We start from the raw sequence: 18,358 nt of genomic DNA on the forward strand, positions 1-18,358 counted from the left end.
TATTCTCCATGGCGTTATATGCCTTTAAGATTTTTTCATCCATAATTCACGTGAATATTGTTCAGAACGTTGAGGCAATTTTCACCGAACTTCTGGATTAGCCCGGTGCACGTGCATCGGGCTTTTTTATGGCAAAAAATGCCCGGACAAGCCGGGCATAACGGTTATTCGCTGGTTGATTTTTCCGCTTTCCCCGCCAGCTGTGCAAGGAAGTCATAACGCTTCTGAAGATCCGCTGCCGCGTCCCTCCATAGCTGCTCTGCTACTTCTGGTTGTTGAGCGTTCAGCCTGCGGAAACGCTGCTCCTGAAGTAAGGTTTCGGCAAGGGCGTCTGAAGGCGGACGTGAATCCAGCGCCAGCGGTAATTTTCCTTCATCGGCACGGCGCGGGTCAAAGCGGTACAGCGGCCAGAAGCCGGTTGCGGTAAGCTGACGCATCTGGTCGTGGCTAAGCGCCAGATCGTAGCCATGCTCCTCACACGGGCTATAGGCGATGATCAGCGACGGGCCAGGATACGCTTCCGCTTCCTGAATGGCTTTCACCGTCTGGTTAAGCTGCGCGCCCAGCGAAATCTGAGCGACGTAGACGTGTCCATACATCATCATGCTGACGCCCAAATCTTTACGCGCCTTACGTTTGCCATGCTCACCAAATTTCGTGACCGCACCCAGTGGCGTTGCTTTCGAGGCCTGTCCGCCGGTGTTGGAATAACACTGAGTATCAAGCACCAGAATGTTAACGTTTTCGGTGAGGCTCAGGACGTGATCAAGACCACCGAAACCAATATCGTAGGCCCATCCGTCGCCACCGATCAGCCAGATAGATTTTTCAACCAGCGCGTCAGCATCGGTCAGCAGTTGTTCAGCCCCTTCAACACCCTGAAGCGCGTGGCGCAGTTCAGCAACCTGTGCGCGACGAACGTCAGGCGTGGCCTCCGCATGCAGGGCGTCATTCAGCTCTGCCGGGATTTTATCGGCAAACTGTTCCAGCAGACGCATTACGCGGGCGCGGTGCTGATCGACCGTCAGGCGGAATCCCAGACCAAATTCTGCGTTATCCTCAAATAGCGAGTTTGCCCAAGCCGGGCCGCGGCCATACGCGTCGGTGGTATAAGGCGTAGACGGCAAGTTCCCCCCATAGATTGACGAGCAGCCTGTCGCGTTGGCAATCAGCATCCGGTCGCCGTAAAGCTGGGTAAGCAGTTTGATGTACGGCGTTTCACCGCATCCGGAACACGCCCCGGAGTACTCGAAGAGGGGGGTGATAAGCTGCGAGGTACGAATGTCAATGCGTTCCAGCTTGTTGCGATCGATTTCGGGCAGGTCGAGGAAGAAGTCATAATTCACTTTCTCTTCTTCAACATGTTCCAGACGCGACATCATATTAATGGCTTTGATTGAGGGATCCTGACGATCTTTCGCCGGGCACACCTCGACGCACAGGTTACAGCCGGTACAGTCCTCTGGTGCCACCTGAAGAACATATTTCTGGCCACGCATATCACGGGATTTTACATCCAGCGAGTGCAGACTTTCCGGTGCGTCCGCCATCGCTTCTGGCGACACCACTTTGGCGCGAATGGCCGAGTGCGGGCAGGCCGCCACGCAGTGGTTGCACTGGGTGCACAGCTCTTCTTTCCAGATAGGGATCGCTTCGGCAATGTTGCGTTTTTCCCAGCGGGTCGTGCCCATCGGCCAGGTGCCATCAGGCGGAAGCGCAGAGACGGGAAGAGTGTCGCCCAACCCGGCAAGCATCGCCGCCGTAACGGTTTTGACGAAATCCGGGGCAGCGTCAGACACCACTGGCGGCCGGTTCGGGCTGCTGGTATTGACTGGCTGCAACGGCACCTCGAACAGCGACTCGCGGGCCAGCGCCAGCGCCTGCCAGTTGCGCTCAACCAGCTCCTGACCTTTGCTGCTGTAGCTTTTGGCTATCGCCCCCTGTAGCTCCATCAGCGCGCTGTCGCCCGGCAGAATATTGGTCAGGTGGAAGAACGCCATCTGCATAACCGTATTGATACGCGCGGCCAGGCCGCACTCGCGGGCGATCTTCGCGGCGTTAATGACATACAGGCGCGCCTGTTTCTGGTTTAGCACCGCCTGGACTTCCTGGGGCAGTCGTGCCCAGACCTCATCGGCGCTATACGGGGTGTTGATCAGGAAAATACCGCCGGGCTTCAGGCGCTCGGCCATCTGGTATTTATCGATAAACTGGAGCTGATGACAGCCAACAAAATCCGCCTGAGAAATCAGGTATGCCGAGCGGATTGGATGTTCGCTGACGCGCAGGTGCGAGACGGTCAACCCGCCCGCTTTTTTGGAATCGTAAACGAAATACCCTTGCGCATACCACGGCGTGGAGTTACCGATAATTTTGATGTTGTTCTTGGTCGCCGAGACGCTGCCGTCGCTGCCCAGACCGTAGAACAGCGCTTCCAGTTTCGCATTCGAGGGCAGGGTGTTTTCCGGCAAAGGGAGAGAAAGGTTAGTCACGTCATCATAAATGCCAACCGTAAAGCGCGGCTTCGGTTTTGCCTCGCGCAGTTCAGCAAATACGGCCAGGACGCACTCCGGCCCGAACTCTTTGGAAGACAAACCATAACGCCCGCCAATGACGCGCGGCAGCGTTTCGCGTTCACCGTGATTAAACGCCTCAGCCAGAGCGGTCATTACATCAAGGTAAAGGGGTTCAGCCTGCGCGCCAGGCTCTTTGGTGCGGTCAAGTACCGCCACGGCACGTGCGCTTTCCGGCAGGGCTGCGAGCAGATGTTTCGCAGAGAATGGACGGTAGAGGCGAACTTTTAGTACGCCAACTTTTTCACCACGCGTAAGCAGCTCATCGACCACCTCTTCGCAGGTGCCGATGGCGGAGCCCATCAGGACGATCACGCGCTCGGCCTGCGGATGACCGTAATATTCAAACGGCTTATATTCGCGACCCGTCGCAGCGGCAAAATCGTCCATCGCCTGTTCGACGTGCTCATATACCGCGTTGTACCACGGGTTTGTCGCCTCGCGGGACTGGAAATAGGTATCCGGGTTGGCAGAGGTACCCCGGATCACCGGATGTTCCGGATTGAGGGCCCGAGCGCGATGGGCATCAATGTCAGCCTGCGGCAGCAGGTTCAGTATGGTGTCATCCGGCAGCGGAACGATTTTATTGATCTCGTGAGAGGTGCGAAAACCATCGAAGAAATGAATAAATGGCACTCGACTTTTCAGCGTGGCGATATGCGAAATCAGCGCGAAGTCCTGTGCTTCCTGCACGCTGCTGGCGCAGAGCATAGCGCAGCCGGTCTGACGCACGGCCATCACGTCTGAGTGGTCGCCAAAAATAGAGAGCGCGTGTGTGGCTACAGTACGTGCGGCGACGTGCAGGACAAACGGCGTTAATTGTCCTGCCAGCTTGTAAAGCGTGGGGATCATCAACAGCAGCCCCTGAGACGAGGTGAACGAGGTCGACAGGGCACCGGTCTGCAACGCACCATGCACGGTGGCAATGGCGCCGGCTTCGGACTGCATCTCAACAACCCGCGGGACATCGCCCCAGACGTTTTTTACCCCATTACCAGCCCAGGCGTCAGCCTGTTCAGCCATCGTGGAGCTTGGGGTGATGGGGTAGATGGCGATAACTTCGCTGGTGCGAAACGCAACAGACGCGACTGCACCATTGCCGTCAATAGTTTGCATAGGACAACACCCTTACATTGCGCAAAAATGAAGGGCCTGTAAAACGACGACAGACCCTGAATATTATCTGTGTATTTTAGCAAAGCTCAGGTTTTACGATTTTCGCTTTTGTGTCCTTGGGATGCGCTGTATCAATGACTGGATGGCTATTCGCGATAAAAAATTGCGAGAAATTGTTACCAGAGCGCATAAATACGCACATCCGCTCTCGACGATGCGGTGCGTGATGCCTATTATGCATAGGTTTCGCTTTAACTATGGGGAGGAAGGTATGCGTTCTGCATTTTGGGTCGGATGTGCCGCGTTACTGTTGTCGGCATGCAGCAATGAACCTGTACAGCAGGCGACAGCGGCACACGTTACGCCAGGTATGCGAGCGGCTATGTCCAGTTCAGGCCAGGCCAACTGCGCAATGATCGGAGGGTCACTCTCCGTTGCCCGTCAGCTCGACGGCTCCGCTATCGGCATGTGCGCGTTGCCAAACGGCAAACGCTGTAGTGAGCAGTCGCTTGCCGTAGGATCGTGCGGGAGTTACTGAGTTATTCAACTCGCTTAAACATTAAAGACTTATTGGCTGTCGCCAGCGTTAACTGGTCTTCGGTCAGGTCTACCTGAGCGCCTGTGCGTAGCATATCGGCGAGGGTCTGATCCAGTTCATTAAGCTGCGGCTCGGTGCAGAGTTTCCGCGTGATTGCCAGCGTTTTGACCGTCAACTCTCCTTCGGACAATTTTCCCTGGCCGTTGAAGCCGTTGCACATTGTGCCGGAGACGGCAATGTTGTTAATCAGGCTGATACTGGGCTGCGCGCTGAACCGAATTTCAGGCTGCGTTTTCAGGCCCTTAACCGCTTTTCCATCAACGTTTTCCAGCACGAAACGGTGATTCTCTAACTGATCGGTCTGAACAGAGGCTTTACCAGGATTAACGCATCCAGCCAGTGCAAGGCTGATTAAACTTACTGCCGCGAGCTTTTTCATTTTTCTTCTCAAACTATCAATGCTGTAAATATTTTTTCAGTGTAACCATACCCTCCTGGGTGTTAATGGGGTTTATCTGAAAGTGCGGGAAGGGACCGGGCGGCGGCGCACCCGGTCAGTGAGTTAGTGCGATTTAAATCCGGCTGCGGCCATCAGCATTTTAAAGAGCATACTTACGCAGGCCAGCGCCAGGACGCTGCCGCCCCAGATGATGGCAAGCCACATCAAACGTTTCCATACTGGTTGTTGCATCAGTGATAACCCTCCCCATGCTGTACTTTTCCGCGAAAAACGTAATAACTCCAGAAGGTGTAGACCAGAATCACGGGAATGATCAACAGTGCACCCACTAACATAAAGCCCTGGCTTTGGGCTGGCGCAGCGGCCTGCCACAGGGTAATGTCCGGCGGGATGATATGCGGCCAGATGCTGATCCCAAGCCCGCTAAAGCCAAGAAAAACCAGCCCTAACGTCATGATAAACGGCAGGGTATGGCTCGCAGGATCGTGCAGGCAGCGCCACTGGCACAGACTCAGGATCGCAACCAGCGCAGGAACGGGCAGCAGATAAAACAGATTCGGCAGCGTAAACCAGCGCGCAGCAATAGCTGGTTGGGCGAGAGGGGTCCAGATACTGATTACTGCAATGAATACCAGAAGCAGGGGCAGAAGCACTTTCGATAGCTGACGCATCCGCTTTTGCAGGGCATTTTCGCTTTTCATTACCAGCCACGTTGAGCCTAGCAGCGCGTAAGCCACTACAAGACCCGCACCGCAGAAAAGATTGAACGCGGTAAACCAGTCAAACGGACCACCGCTGTAAGCGCGACCGGTGACGCTGAACCCCTGGATGACCGCACCGACGGTGATGCCCTGGCTGAAGGTCGCCACAATTGACCCGCCAATAAAGGCCTTATCCCAGAACGGGCGGTGCGCCGGAGTGGCCTTGAAGCGAAATTCGAAGGCGACCCCACGAAATATAAGCCCGATCAGCATTATTGTCAGTGGAATGGTTAGCGCGTCGATGATAACCGCATAGGCGAGAGGAAAGGCGCCAAACAGGGCCGCACCGCCAAGCACCAGCCAGGTTTCGTTGCCATCCCAGACGGGAGCCACGCTGTTGACCATCACGTCGCGGTCGTCCGCATTCGGCGTTGCCGGAAACAGGATGCCTATCCCCAGATCAAAACCGTCCATCACGATATACATCAACGTGGCGAAAACGATAATCACGAACCAGATAATGGAAAGATCGATACCCATTACGGTTACTCCTTAAATTCAGTGGTGACGGCAGAAAGCGGACGAGCAGGGCGGCCATCGGATTCAGTCGCGAAGGATTCATGGGGCTGCGGCCCTTTTTTAATCAGACGCACCATATAGCTGTAACCCACGCCGAATACCGCGGTATAAACCACGAAGAAGGCCAGCAAGCTGATGCTCATGTGCAGATCGCCATGCGCGGAAACCGCATCCTTCGTACGCTGTAGTCCATAGACGACCCACGGCTGGCGGCCGACCTCCGTTGTTACCCATCCGGCGAGGATCGCGATCAGCCCGGACGGTCCCATCAGCAGGGCAAACCACAGGAAGGAACGTGAGGTGTAGAGGCGCTGTTTGTAACGCAGCCAGACCGCCACCATGCCCAGGAAGAGCATCAACATCCCTAAACCGGCCATGATGCGGAAAGACCAAAAGACAATGGTGGCGTTCGGGCGATCGTCTTTTGGGAACTCCTTCAATGCCGGAACCTGTTTATCGAAACTGTGGGTCAGGATAAGGCTGCCGAGAGCGGGAATTTCAAGGCTAAAACGGGTCCGTTCCTGCTCCATATCCGGCCAGCCAAACAGCAGCAACGGAGTAGGCTCACCCGGGGGATTCTCCCAGTGGCCTTCAATGGCGGCTATTTTCGCGGGCTGGTGTTTTAAGGTATTAAGCCCGTGCATATCACCCACCAGTGCCTGAACAGGGGCTACGATCAACGTCATCCACAACGCCATGGAGAACATGGTGCGAATGGCAGGGGTGTTGTTTCCGCGCAGCAAATGCCAGGCCGCGGAGGCTCCGACAAACAGTGCACTGCTGAGAAATGCCGCTATCGACATGTGCAGCAGGCGGTAAGGGAAGGAGGGGTTAAACACCACGGCAAACCAGTCCACCGGAACGACCTGACCGTTGATGATTTCATACCCTTGCGGTGTATGCATCCAGCTGTTTGACGAGAGGATCCAGAACGTAGACATGAGGGTCCCCAGTGCCACCATGCAGGTCGAAAAGAAGTGCAGCCCCGGCCCGACCTTATTCCAGCCAAACAACATTACCCCGAGGAACCCCGCCTCAAGGAAGAACGCGGTGAGCACTTCATAGGTCAGCAGAGGGCCGGTAATGCTGCCCGCAAACTGCGAAAACCCGCTCCAGTTGGTGCCAAACTGATAAGCCATCACCAGGCCGGAGACCACGCCCATCCCAAAGTTGACGGCGAAGATCTTCGACCAGAAATGGTACAGCGAACGCCAGACGGGTTTTTTTGTTTTCAGCCACAGCCCTTCCAGCACGGCGAGATAGCTCGCCAGGCCAATGGTTATCGCCGGAAAAATAATATGAAAGGATACGGTAAAGGCGAACTGTATTCGCGCAAGATGAAACGCATCTGGACCAAACATGCACTGCCTCAATGTTAAACGGTGTGCTGTTATGATAAAGAGGGGGAAAATGAGATATCAGAAGCAGAAATTGATAATTTATCTATAACAGTTGTGGGAAAAGGTGAACTTTATCTGGCTGATATAGCTAACAAGGAAGAATAAAAAATTTCTTTTTATGATTTTTACGCATTAAACAGCTTGATTTGTCGCCTGCAACATGCGTTAATGGATTTCTGGTTTTGAATCCAAATAAATATCTGACGTAGTTTTATAAAGCAGTTCTCATCACGTTGTGCCTCTCCGCAGCCTCTCTTGGGTCTTTATCTACATTCCGATTAGTTTTGTATCGAACCAACTTTTGCCTGATCGGCTCATGAGTAATTTACGTTTTTACGTTTACAGGAGAATCCTATGACTTCTTATATCCATTTCCGCTGCCCATGCTGTCATGGCTCGCAGTACCGCACCTCAGCTTTTGATGTGTCTGACAAAAATCCGTTCGGCGCAAAATGCATTTTCTGCAAATCGTCGATGATCACGCTCGACCACCTGGCCGCAGCGCGTTCTGCTCAGAATCATATTACTGAGTACCGCAAGTAATCTACCGCGTTTCCCATAACAGTTAGCAAATTCTTCTCTTTTTCTCCTGCTGATATACACTGTCAGCAATAAGGAGAATCTGATGAAAAAATACCAGCGTCTGGCGCAACAAATTATCTCGCAGATTGAGCTTGGCGTATGGTTGCCGGGCGATAAGCTGCCTTCTCTGCGAGAGCAGGTGGCAAGCAGCGGCATGAGTTTCATGACCGTGGGCCACGCGTATCAGATGCTGGAAAGTCAGGGGCGCATTGTTGCCAGACCGCAGTCAGGCTATTACGTTGCCGCCCGTCCGACCACACACCAGCCAGCACCGCCCGCGCAGGTGATGCGCGATGAAGTAGTTGACATCAACACCTATATCTTCGACGTGCTACAGGCCAGCCGCGACCCCTCCGTTGTCCCTTTTGCCTCGGCATTTCCCGATCCGCGCCTATTCCCGCTTCAGCAACTCAACCGCTCGCTGGCTAATGTCAGTAAAACGGCCACGGCCATGAGCGTGATTGAAAACCTGCCGCCGGGTAACGTCGACTTACGTCATGCCATTGCCCGTCGCTACGCTCAGCAGGGGATGAATATCTCCCCGGATGAAATTGTGATCACCGCGGGCGCGCTCGAAGCACTCAACCTTAGTTTGCAGGCTGTCACTGAACCAGGTGACTGGGTTATCGTTGAAAACCCCTGTTTTTATGGCGCACTCCAGGCACTTGAACGTCTGAAACTGAAAGCGCTGTCGGTTGCTACTGACGTGCGTGAGGGCATCGATCTCAGTGCCCTTGAGCAGGCGTTAAATGATTATCCGGTGAAAGCCTGCTGGCTGATGACCAACAGTCAGAACCCGCTCGGCTTCACGCTGAGTGCAGAGAAGAAAGCTCAGCTGGTGGCCTTATTAACCCGGCATAACGTCACGCTGATTGAAGACGATGTTTACAGCGAACTCTACTTTGGCCGCGAAAAGCCGCTTCCGGCAAAGGCCTGGGATAAGCAGGATATGACGTTGCACTGCTCCTCATTCTCCAAGTGTCTGGTGGCCGGTTTCCGTATTGGCTGGGTGGCGGCGGGAAAACATGCGCGCCGTATTCAGCAGTTGCAGCTGATGAGTACGTTATCCACCAGTTCTCCCATGCAGCTGGCGCTGGTGGATTACCTGGCGACCAAACGTTACGACGCCCACCTTCGCCGCCTGCGACGCACGCTTGCTGAACGCAAACAGCAGGCCTGGCAATCGCTTTTGCGCCATATGCCTGCCGGCGTCAAAATCCATCATAACGACAGCGGCTACTTTTTATGGCTGGAACTGCCTGAACAGCTGGATGCGGGGCGGTTGAGTGAGAAGGCGTTAACCCATCAAATCAGCATTGCGCCCGGCAAGATGTTTTCCACCTCCAATATCTGGACACCGTTTTTCCGTTTCAATACCTCATGGGGATGGGGCGAGCGGGAGGAGCAGGCGGTCGTCCAACTGGCGGCGTTAATTCGCGAAATGATGCTGCCCCCAGTCACACCTTGATGAAAATTCCTGAAGCGACATGATGCGCGGTCTACCTTTAGTAAGGGAGTGCGGATTGGTGACGTGACGTTGTCACGCATCGACCCGCCAGAACGTGTGCTGACAGCGAAAACTATGTCGATTTCAACAGGACGATGCTATGCAAAATCAACTGCTGATTAATGGTGAACTGGTGACCGGCGAGGGTGAGAAGCAGGCGGTTTACAATCCTGCCACGGGTGAAGTATTGCTGGAGATTGCTGAAGCGTCGGCAGCACAGGTGGACGCTGCCGTCCAGGCTGCCGATCGTGCGTTCACTGAGTGGGGGCAAACGACGCCCAAAACGCGCGCCGAAAGTTTGTTGAAACTGGCTGATGTGATAGAAGCCAACGCTGACGCGTTTGCACAACTGGAGTCCCTAAATTGCGGGAAACCGCTGCACTGTGTCCAGGGAGATGAGATCCCGGCCGTGGTCGATGTGTTTCGCTTCTTTGCCGGAGCCGCCCGCTGCCTGAATGGGCTGGCTGCCGGAGAATACCTCGAAGGACATACCTCAATGATTCGCCGCGACCCGGTTGGCGTTGTCGCCTCTATCGCGCCCTGGAACTATCCTCTGATGATGGCGGCGTGGAAGCTGGCGCCCGCGCTGGCGGCGGGAAACTGTGTCGTCATCAAGCCGTCTGAAATCACCCCGTTGACGGCGCTGAAGCTGGCGGAACTGGCGAAAGATATCTTACCGCCAGGCGTGCTCAACGTGCTGTTTGGTCGCGGCAAAACCGTAGGAGATCCGCTGACCGGTCACGAAAAAGTCCGTATGGTTTCTCTCACCGGCTCTATTGCTACCGGAGAACATATTATCGGGCATACCGCATCTTCAGTTAAACGTACCCATATGGAATTGGGCGGAAAAGCCCCGGTCATTGTCTTTGACGATGCAGATTTGGATGCCGTGGTTGAAGGCGTGCGTACGTTTGGTTTCTACAATGCTGGTCAGGATTGTACCGCAGCCTGTCGTATCTATGCCCAGAAGGGGATTTACCCCGCGCTGGTCGAAAAGCTGGGCGCAGCTGTTGCCAGCCTGAAAATGGGCGCGCCGGACGATGCTTCAACCGAGCTGGGCCCGCTCAGCTCCGCAGCGCATCTTTCCCGCGTTTGTGCTGCCGTGGACGAAGCCAAAACCCTTGGACATATCCGCGTCGTCACCGGTGGCAGTAAAAAAGAGGGGGCAGGATATTACTTCCAGCCAACGCTGCTGGCCGGGGCGAAGCAGGAAGATGCGATCGTCCAGCGCGAAGTGTTTGGCCCGGTGGTCAGCGTGACAGAATTTGAGGATGAAGCGCAGGTGCTGAACTGGGCTAACGATTCGCAATACGGCCTGGCCTCGTCCGTCTGGACAAAAGACGTCGGACGCGCCCATCGCCTCAGCGCACGGTTGCAGTATGGCTGCACCTGGGTCAATACCCATTTTATGCTGGTGAGCGAAATGCCGCACGGCGGGATGAAGTTATCCGGTTACGGAAAAGATATGTCGGTCTACGGACTTGAGGATTACACGGTAGTCCGACATGTCATGTTTAAACACTAAACCCTCATGCCCGGCGCAGTGCCGGGCGATTCAGCTTACCAGCCACATACCTCGTGTTCATTTTCCGTATCGTAGGCGCGAACGGTGTTCACCAGATCCTTCACGACATCTGCCGCGACGTCCGGGATCAACAGCTCCATTGGCGCTTCTGTTTCATAATCCACCGACACGCCGTTGCTGTTATTGGTGACGGTCACGGTATAGGTAGCCTTACCCATTATTTACTCCTTATGCGTGTTGACCACTTTACCGATGCCCGCACCGCTGAGCGTGACGGCAGGATCCGCGAAAAAGTCGATATTAAAATAGGTGTCGTCGGTCAGAAGCTCAATGCGGTGCCATTTTTGCGGTGGGGAGATGCCAAAAGAACCGGCCTCAATGACCAATTCCAGATCGGGCTCGGTGGCGTCGCCATCGGCAAAGCCAAAGTAACGCACCGCACCCTGCATGACGGACAACCGACCGTACACGCCGGCTTTGGTGTTGTGATGGGTAAAAAGCGCTTTTGGGGCGCTCTCTTTATTCCAGAACGGCGTCGAGCGGGTATGAACAAAGTTTTCAGGAATACGTAACATCATAGTTTCCTTCATGTTGGCGGGTGCTTAAAGGGACTTAAGCACCTCAGGTTCAACAAAGAATTCAATATTGAACAGGGTGTCGTCGGTCATCACCTCAATGTGGTGCCATCTCTCTGGCGGGAAAACGCCGAAACGACCCGCTTCAATGACGAGCTCGCTGTCAGGCTCAGGTGTAAATTCATCAGCATAGCCCAGATAACGCACTGCGCCACGCATCACCGACAGGCGAGGGTAAACGCCCGGACGCGTGCCCGTATCAAGGTGACGTTTAAAAATGCCAGCTGGGGCCGTTTCTTTGTTCCAGAAAGGCGTGGAACGGGTGTGAATGCAACTCTGCGGAATGCGTAGCATGTTTCCTCCCTTAAAAGCCTGCTGTTATTAAACTGCTTTCTGAGGGGATGGATTTATCAAAAAGTGCATTTAATATGCATCTTATCAATAATAACCGTTTTGCTTTACCCGGCGTTGTTACACAAGGTACTCAGTTGTTATTATCATTAATAATTAAGTGGTTATTGTGTAACGAAAAAACTTGATCTGTGTCAACATATGACGCATATTGCGTGCGGTTATTTTTCGGCTCAGGTAAACAGAATGACGTTGTATCAAAAGATGTTGGTTTTCTACGCAATCATGGCCTCCATCTGCGCATTAATTACCTGGTTCCTGTCTAAAGATCGTAAACGTATTCGCCTGTTGAGCGCATTCCTGGTGGGATCTACCTGGCCGATGAGCTTTCCTGTTGCCCTGTTAATCTCTCTTTTCTGAAGCACGCGTCCAGAATCGGCATCCAGACATAGCATTCCATACATTGAGGCTGTATAAATATACAGTCCGTCATACATGGAGTGCTTATGAACAGTTTCTATTCACAGCAAGCAGGCTGCACGGTGCGCTGGCAGGATCTTCCCGGTTTCGGTGACCCGGTTGTGTTTATCCACGGGTTGGGCTGTGCATCGTCGTATGAATATCCTCGTATTGTCTGTGATACCCGTTTCGGGGGGCGCAGAGCCATTCTGATCGATCTCCCCGGTAGCGGTTACAGTGACAAACCTGACAACTACCGTTATCGCACAAGTGAACAGGCGCAGGTGGTGGTTGAACTGTTAGACCATCTCGGCCTGGATAGTCTTTGGCTCTATGGTCATAGCATGGGGGGGAGTATCGCTATCGAAACGGCAACGCTGCTAAAGTCACGCGTTAAAGGCCTGATAGTGTCTGAACCCAATTTTCATGCGGGTGGCGGGATGTTCAGCCGGGCAATTGCGGCCCAAACGGAACAACATTTTCTGGAACAGGGCTATGATGACATGCTGCGGGCGGAAACGACGGCGTGGTCTGGAAGCCTTCAAAGCAATGCCCCCTGGGCCGTCTGGCGCGGCGCAACGAGCCTGGTCAAGGGCGTTAAACCCGACTGGGAACACCTGTTTTTGTCATTGAGCTGCCCGGTCATGTTAGTTTTTGGTGAGTGGTCCCTGCCTGATGAAGATTTTAATCGCCTGCAACAAAAAGGCGTTGCTGTAAAAATTATCCCTGATGCGGGCCATTCAATGTCCTGGGAAAACCCGTCAGCGTTGGCTCAGGCTTTGTCTGGCTTCATAAACGGATCATGAAGGGGTAGCCCGCATTGCTGCGGGCTGCAATGATTAAGACAGCAAGGCAGACAAGGCTTTCCGCGCAGCAGGCTTAATGTCATACGGGCACTGATAATCCACATTCTCAATCGCGCGGGTGTAGAGCGCAACCAGCCAGTCATAAACATAGGCTGTCGCCGCATGAACAGGCTGCTCGCCAAGTCGGGTAAGCCGGGGTGAAGCGCAGCTCACAACTGGCGTCACAAAAATTGGCTGACCTTTGCGGATCCGGCTTGCAGGCCGTTCAGAAACGGGCGTCAGTTCATAGCCAAGCCAGCTAACGAAATTGCCTGTCGCGGCATGCAGCTGCGCAGCACTGCTTTTATCTGTTTCTGCAATACGTTGCAGTTGCAGCGGCAGATCCAGCCGGTAGCTGGTAACGATCAGCACATCCACAATTTGCTGCAATACCTCTGGGTCCAGGCCCAGACGGGCGGCGGCCGCGTCGTTGCGACTCCACTGACGAAGATGGTTAACCCACACGTTATGGGCCAGTCGCGCCTTGTCTTTGGTCTGCAACGTGCCTGGATATTCCGGCGTCTCTTCCGCAAACAGATCGATAACGTCGTTAAACAGGCCGTTGACCTGTTCCTCACGGGGCTGGTGAATCGTCAGCAGCGTCTCAAACGCATTTAACGGCGGCAGAAGCCCCTCAAGCAGTTCACCATGACGAGCGGCGCTGCCTTGCAGCGTTCGGACCATTTTTTCGGCCTCTGCCCGCCCTGCGCCTGGCTCCTGAGTGAGTGGGGCGACGTATGCGCGCATCAGCGTGGTCAGAGACTGTTGCAACAGCCTTTTCAGCGCGTGGAGACGCTTCTGGCGCTGTGCTGGAAGGGTAGCCTGCGACAGCCATTCAATTACCCGCTGCATGCTGTGGGTATCGAGCGCCTGGAGCGTGCCCCAGCGCAGACCCGGCTGGCCCAGCAACTGTTGCACCGCTTCGTCCAGATTCTGCTTTGTGGTAAACCGCGCATCGTGAGGGGTAATGGCCCAGACCAGGCCCGGCAACGCGGACTCTTCCACCGGCTGCGTCTCTTTGACCCAGTTTTGCAGGAGCCTGGCCGTTTTTGCCGTCTGCTGGTGGTGGGCCGTCGCATTGCAGATAACCAGGACATCCGGCTGTATGTGCTGACGATAATGCTCCAGCAACCACAGGCATTTTGCCTGCGTCATCAGCGGCGTGTTTTCCTCAGAAATGGCCGGAATATCAATAATATCTACGTTATCCAGAACGCAGTTTTCAACGGGCAGCACCACTTCGCGGGTCAGGCAGGCCAGCACATCGACGGACAGGCTAATGGCATTAAGCAACTCGCCGTTATTTACCGGATGAAGCAATGTTTCCTGCGCTTCCGGCACGGTAAAGGCCCCGTGAGTAAGGAAACCTTCACACGGCAGACCAAAACTGTCCACCAGCAGACTCAACGGCGCCGCAAGCGCGCTGGCATGGCTGGTTTGATGCAGCACCTGGGCGAGTTTAAGCCACTGCTGGGTTAACTCCTGCTGCTCACCCCACAGCAGAGACCAGATGCTGGCGCGGGTGCTGAGATCAAGCGACGGAACCAGCAGGGCAAACTGGTGCCACAGGGCATCATCAATATGCTGCTTAGCGCCGGGTACTACGGTTTGCCAGAACCGGGCAACGGTCGCGACTTCCTGCGCCGTTATTCCCGGCACGCTGTGCGGCTGACGCAGCGTACGCCACTTCTCAAGCCGGGCTTCAATCACCGATTTATCCACCGCACGGATCTGCGGATCCAACGTGGTGCGGGCGATAAACAGCTGTACCAGCTCGGCCTCCGTTACCAGGCTCAGGCGCAGGGGAAACGCGTCGTCTGCGACCTCGCTGGACGCTCTGGTGAAACGCACGGCCATGTTGGTCGGCGCATGCCCAGGGTTAATATGCGAGAAGTAATCAAACGTGCGTTGACCCGGCGTAACGTTCAGCCGTTCGTCGCCGCTGCCGCACAGGGAGGCCAGCAGATGCGCTTTCGCGGCCTGCGAGTGGCCGTATAAGCCGATGCTGCCCTGGCAGACAAGGGCACGTTCGAGGGCCTCTTCACGCGCGCGAGCAGCGTTAAGGCGGGCAAGCAGGGCGTCGGCTTCGTTATCCAGCATCGGGGCGTGCTGTCGCGTCTCGTTGATCCACCCGATTAAGGCCTGAGTGGTGGCAGTCGTCGCAGTCATTTGAGGTATACGCTCCCGCTGTCGATCCAGTAGTGGCTGCCGCTGTGTCGGCGATCGGCCAGAGTATTCAGTTTAAATGTCAGGGCGTCCGGCGGCACTGGCGTGCCGTCCTGTAGCCAGGCATCACTCAGCTCGAAAGATTCCGGCCCCTCCTGCTTATTGCCGCCACGCAGCTTCAGGCGCACGTTCAGTACGCCGTCGCCCGCAATGGCTTTCGCCAGCTCGGCAGAGTTGATGCTCAGGGTATAGAGCGGCGTCGCGGGCCAGCGGGCATTGGCCAGTTGCCGGAAGCCCAGCGTAACGTTGCCGCGCAGCGGGAAGTGCAGACGGGCGTCCAGTTTCGCGCCGGGTTTATCGAGGTCGATATCGTGATACCAGACGTTCTCGTCCCGCAGGGTATTGATGGTGTTATCCAGCACGCCCAGATAGCGCACCGTAGAGTACGCGCCAATATCTGCTGCTTTAAAGTTAAAGCGCGGCAGACGAAGATCCAGCGCCAGGCTACAGAGCATCGCTCCCACGGCGGCTGTGGATTTCGGGTTGCCGATTCGTCCCTGCTGGCTGAACGGATACCATTCATGAACCTGGTATTTATCCAGCCAGACGATGCGGTTGACGGGCACCGGTTGCAGGTGGCGAATCAAGGCCTGAACGCCGGGCAGACAGCCTGGCCGTCCCGTGATCAGCAGAATATCGCAGCTGTAGTGAGAGATCGCCTCACATACCGCATGCAGCGGGGCGGCAAGCGTGAACTGACCCGCCAGCATCGCGTCCTGCATCTCGCGGAAACTGACGTGCAGCGGGACGCTGAGCAGATCAAAGTGTTCTGAGCCGGCAGGCAACGCATGGTCGATCGCCTGTCGGAGATAGTTCATCACGTTGCGGGTCGGTTTTTGCGCAAGCAGATCGCCAAAGGTGGCATGCAGCCCGGCCAGCGGATCGTCAACATCGCTCGATTCCCACGCCGCCAGGATCGCGTGGCCGATCGGCATAAAGAGCTGAAGTGCCGTCTGCTGGCGCAGGACCGCCTGGGTATCGATCCGCCCGGAGTCGCCGAACAGGGATGCCATCAGCTGGGAGGCATCGGCAATGCCGGATTTCTGAAGCTGGGTTTGCAGGGCGGGCAGAACGTAGCGCTGGATCACGTCCAGCAGTGTGTCGTCGCCAGCGACCTTGAACCCTTCGCGGAACAGCAGTTGCGGGGTGATTTTGACGTTATTACCGGTACCATCGTCTAGCTGATAGTGCGTGATGGCCATATCCGTCGTGCCGCCGCCGATATCAATCGAGGCCACGCGCAGAGCGCGCCCCGGCTGGACGCCAGGCTCAGGCGCGCGATCCGGACGGGCAAGGGAGGCGAAAAAGGCCTCGGTCTGGCCACCGAAGTGGGAAATGGCTTCGTTATACAGCCACACCAGCTGGCCGCAGCTGGCCTCGTCCCACTCCATCTGGATCTCAGGGACCGGCACCACGCTTTTTTCCTGCTGTTTACGGCTGGCAAAATCTTCATCCTGCGGATGCCAGCCCATCGCTTTCCAGACGATGGCGATGGCTTCGAACATGCGGCGCCGGAAAATCTCGCGCTCCTGTTTCGGCATCGCCGAAGGCAGGGTGAGGATCAGCGTTCGCAGCTGGCGGGGAGAGGCCGGGAAGCCGAGCCGCAATCGGGTGGCTACGCTGTTAATCTGGCCAAGCGCCTGAGCCAGCAGCTCGCAGAGCATGTGCGTCATCAGGGTGCTGCGGCTGTACTGCGGCGAGAACACCGGCAGGCGCTCATCCTGCGGCAGCGTAAAGAGCGGTTCCCCGTCGTCGTTCATCAGGTTCATCAGCGGAAACGCGGTTGCCAGCGGTTCGCGCTGAGTTTTGCTGTTCATCTGGCTAAAGCGCCAGTCCTGCACCACCGGCGTCTCGTCCCACAGATAGCGACGCGGGCTGGAGATACCGCTGTTGCCTTCCGTGCCCAGACGCTGCATCGCCAGCTTACGCGCTTCATCACCCACGCGGACAATGGATGGCCAGACGAACGCATCCTCCCGGCCGCTTTCCACCGAGAAGTGCTGCTTGCCAAAACGCGCTTCGGAAAATTCAAGACAGCTGGTAAACAGCGGCTCATTCAGAAACTGCGGCTCACTCAGGGAACGCACCTGGAGTTCAGCCGTCTGGCGCAGGCCGTCGTTGGCATCACCATGATCTTCAATAATCACGCCGCAGGTGTGGGTGTTGCCTACGTCAAGGATCAGATCGACAGGAATGGCAGGGGTGCTCAGGGTATGGGTGACAAACTTCACTTCCGGCACGGTGAGTTGTTCACCGAGCATGGAGAGCAGGTTGAGCCAGTGCGCCTGATATTCAAAGCTGCGCATGGCCTGATGCAGCTCGCGCTCGGCGCGTTTTTCAACCCCGTCAGCATATTGTGTGAAGGCTTCACGCAGCCAGCCGTCAATCCAGGTCTGGTCGAGGAAACTCTCAACCTCACTGTCGCGCCAGGCGAGGGCGAAACGCGTGCCGTTAAGAATGTCGTTTTCAACCGGCGACAGGGCAGACGTCGCATGCTCCGCAATCTGGCTGTCGAGCGCGACGGTGACCCGGTGCGTATTGCCAGCCGCGTCGGGCGTGGAAAGCTTCCGTACCTGGACGCGCGCCCAGTTATCCGGGCCATCAACAAACGTCCGCGGCGGGTTAAAGCGCAGGAAAGGAAGCGGCAGCCAGACACCGTCCAGCACGGTCAGGGAGTCATGCAGTGGAATGGTGCTTTCAGGCTTGACCACTTCCGGCTTCCCGCCATCGGTGGCAGGCAGCGTGTACCGGCCGTTGACCAGGTCAAAATCCAGGCGCAGCAGCGGGCCATTTGCCGTTTTACGCACGAAACGCCCGTTGCTGGCGGTGTCCTGCGGAGTCAGGCCAAAATCGAGAAACTGTACGCCGCTGTTAGCAATCAGCGTCACGCTCTGTTTATAGTCGCAAAGATTAACCAGCAT

The 18,358-nt window shown here is 55.8% G+C and carries 16 protein-coding genes; 6 read left to right on the top strand and 10 right to left on the bottom strand.

Annotated elements, in window-relative coordinates:
- Positions 1–164 precede the first annotated feature (164 nt).
- Positions 165–3,689 carry a pyruvate:ferredoxin (flavodoxin) oxidoreductase gene (gene nifJ / locus L350_RS17795; RefSeq protein WP_032624174.1) on the bottom strand — a complete coding sequence of 1,175 codons (3,525 nt, stop codon included), beginning with the start codon at positions 3,687–3,689 and terminating at the stop codon, positions 165–167.
- A 271-nt stretch (positions 3,690–3,960) separates the two neighbouring features.
- Between nifJ and L350_RS0122215 the strand changes: the two genes are divergently transcribed.
- Entirely contained in the window at positions 3,961–4,227 is a 267-nt protein-coding gene (locus tag L350_RS0122215; protein WP_003856935.1) for a putative hemolysin, read from the top strand.
- A gap of 1 nt (position 4,228) precedes the next feature.
- Here the strand turns inward: L350_RS0122215 and hslJ are convergent, their stop codons facing one another.
- The 4 genes from hslJ to L350_RS17775 all read right to left on the bottom strand — a co-directional run bounded on the left by hslJ (position 4,229) and on the right by L350_RS17775 (position 7,328).
- Entirely contained in the window at positions 4,229–4,666 is a 438-nt protein-coding gene (gene hslJ / locus L350_RS17790; RefSeq protein ID WP_032624176.1) for a heat shock protein HslJ, read from the bottom strand.
- A 123-nt stretch (positions 4,667–4,789) separates the two neighbouring features.
- Positions 4,790–4,918, bottom strand: coding sequence for a DUF2474 domain-containing protein (locus L350_RS17785; protein ID WP_017693358.1), 129 nt, complete (start codon positions 4,916–4,918; stop codon positions 4,790–4,792).
- Complete coding sequence (gene cydB / locus L350_RS17780; protein WP_032624178.1) at positions 4,918–5,928, bottom strand: cytochrome d ubiquinol oxidase subunit II; 1,011 nt, start codon at positions 5,926–5,928, stop codon at positions 4,918–4,920. Before cydB ends, L350_RS17785 begins: the two co-directional genes overlap by 1 nt.
- Positions 5,929–5,933: 5 nt before the next feature.
- The gene (locus tag L350_RS17775; RefSeq protein WP_032624179.1) at positions 5,934–7,328 is read right to left on the bottom strand and encodes a cytochrome ubiquinol oxidase subunit I; all 1,395 of its coding nucleotides are present in this window, start codon (positions 7,326–7,328) and stop codon (positions 5,934–5,936) included.
- Positions 7,329–7,721: 393 nt separating this feature from the next.
- Here L350_RS17775 and L350_RS17770 point away from each other — a divergent pair, with 393 nt between their 5' ends.
- The 3 genes from L350_RS17770 to patD all read left to right on the top strand — a co-directional run bounded on the left by L350_RS17770 (position 7,722) and on the right by patD (position 10,981).
- On the top strand, positions 7,722–7,910 hold the full coding sequence (locus L350_RS17770) for a cold shock small protein YmcF (RefSeq protein ID WP_017693360.1): 189 nt from the start codon (positions 7,722–7,724) through the stop codon (positions 7,908–7,910).
- A gap of 82 nt (positions 7,911–7,992) precedes the next feature.
- Positions 7,993–9,417 (top strand): aminotransferase-like domain-containing protein, encoded by a 1,425-nt coding sequence (locus L350_RS17765; protein WP_032624180.1) that lies wholly within the window; start codon positions 7,993–7,995, stop codon positions 9,415–9,417.
- Between the two features lie 139 nt (positions 9,418–9,556).
- A complete protein-coding gene (patD, locus tag L350_RS17760) occupies positions 9,557–10,981 on the top strand; it encodes an aminobutyraldehyde dehydrogenase (RefSeq protein ID WP_032624181.1) in 1,425 nt (474 codons plus the stop codon).
- Positions 10,982–11,016: 35 nt separating this feature from the next.
- Here patD and L350_RS17755 read toward each other — a convergent pair whose 3' ends face one another.
- From L350_RS17755 to L350_RS17745, 3 genes are read right to left on the bottom strand one after another with little or no spacing between them, the layout of a single operon-like run.
- Positions 11,017–11,199: a DUF1869 domain-containing protein gene (locus tag L350_RS17755; protein WP_003856955.1), complete on the bottom strand. Its 183-nt coding sequence runs from the start codon at positions 11,197–11,199 to the stop codon at positions 11,017–11,019.
- 3 nt (positions 11,200–11,202) lie between these two features.
- Complete coding sequence (locus L350_RS17750) at positions 11,203–11,556, bottom strand: TehB family protein (protein WP_080461260.1); 354 nt, start codon at positions 11,554–11,556, stop codon at positions 11,203–11,205.
- Positions 11,557–11,583: 27 nt separating this feature from the next.
- Positions 11,584–11,910, bottom strand: coding sequence for a TehB family protein (locus tag L350_RS17745; RefSeq protein WP_015570441.1), 327 nt, complete (start codon positions 11,908–11,910; stop codon positions 11,584–11,586).
- A 243-nt stretch (positions 11,911–12,153) separates the two neighbouring features.
- Between L350_RS17745 and L350_RS17740 the strand changes: the two genes are divergently transcribed.
- Together L350_RS17740 and L350_RS17735 are read left to right on the top strand one after the other, a co-directional pair.
- Positions 12,154–12,327 (top strand): GhoT/OrtT family toxin, encoded by a 174-nt coding sequence (locus L350_RS17740; protein ID WP_003856960.1) that lies wholly within the window; start codon positions 12,154–12,156, stop codon positions 12,325–12,327.
- An 86-nt stretch (positions 12,328–12,413) separates the two neighbouring features.
- Positions 12,414–13,172 (top strand): alpha/beta fold hydrolase, encoded by a 759-nt coding sequence (locus L350_RS17735; RefSeq protein WP_023306286.1) that lies wholly within the window; start codon positions 12,414–12,416, stop codon positions 13,170–13,172.
- A gap of 33 nt (positions 13,173–13,205) precedes the next feature.
- Here L350_RS17735 and L350_RS17730 read toward each other — a convergent pair whose 3' ends face one another.
- Together L350_RS17730 and L350_RS17725 are read right to left on the bottom strand one after the other, a co-directional pair.
- Positions 13,206–15,380 (bottom strand): virulence factor SrfC family protein, encoded by a 2,175-nt coding sequence (locus L350_RS17730; protein ID WP_032624183.1) that lies wholly within the window; start codon positions 15,378–15,380, stop codon positions 13,206–13,208.
- On the bottom strand, positions 15,377–18,358 hold the full coding sequence (locus tag L350_RS17725) for a virulence factor SrfB (RefSeq protein ID WP_032624184.1): 2,982 nt from the start codon (positions 18,356–18,358) through the stop codon (positions 15,377–15,379). The genes L350_RS17730 and L350_RS17725 overlap by 4 nt, the downstream gene beginning before the upstream one ends.

The organism is Enterobacter sp. MGH 4 (assembly GCF_000534735.1).
Lineage (GTDB): Bacteria > Pseudomonadota > Gammaproteobacteria > Enterobacterales > Enterobacteriaceae > Enterobacter > Enterobacter intestinihominis.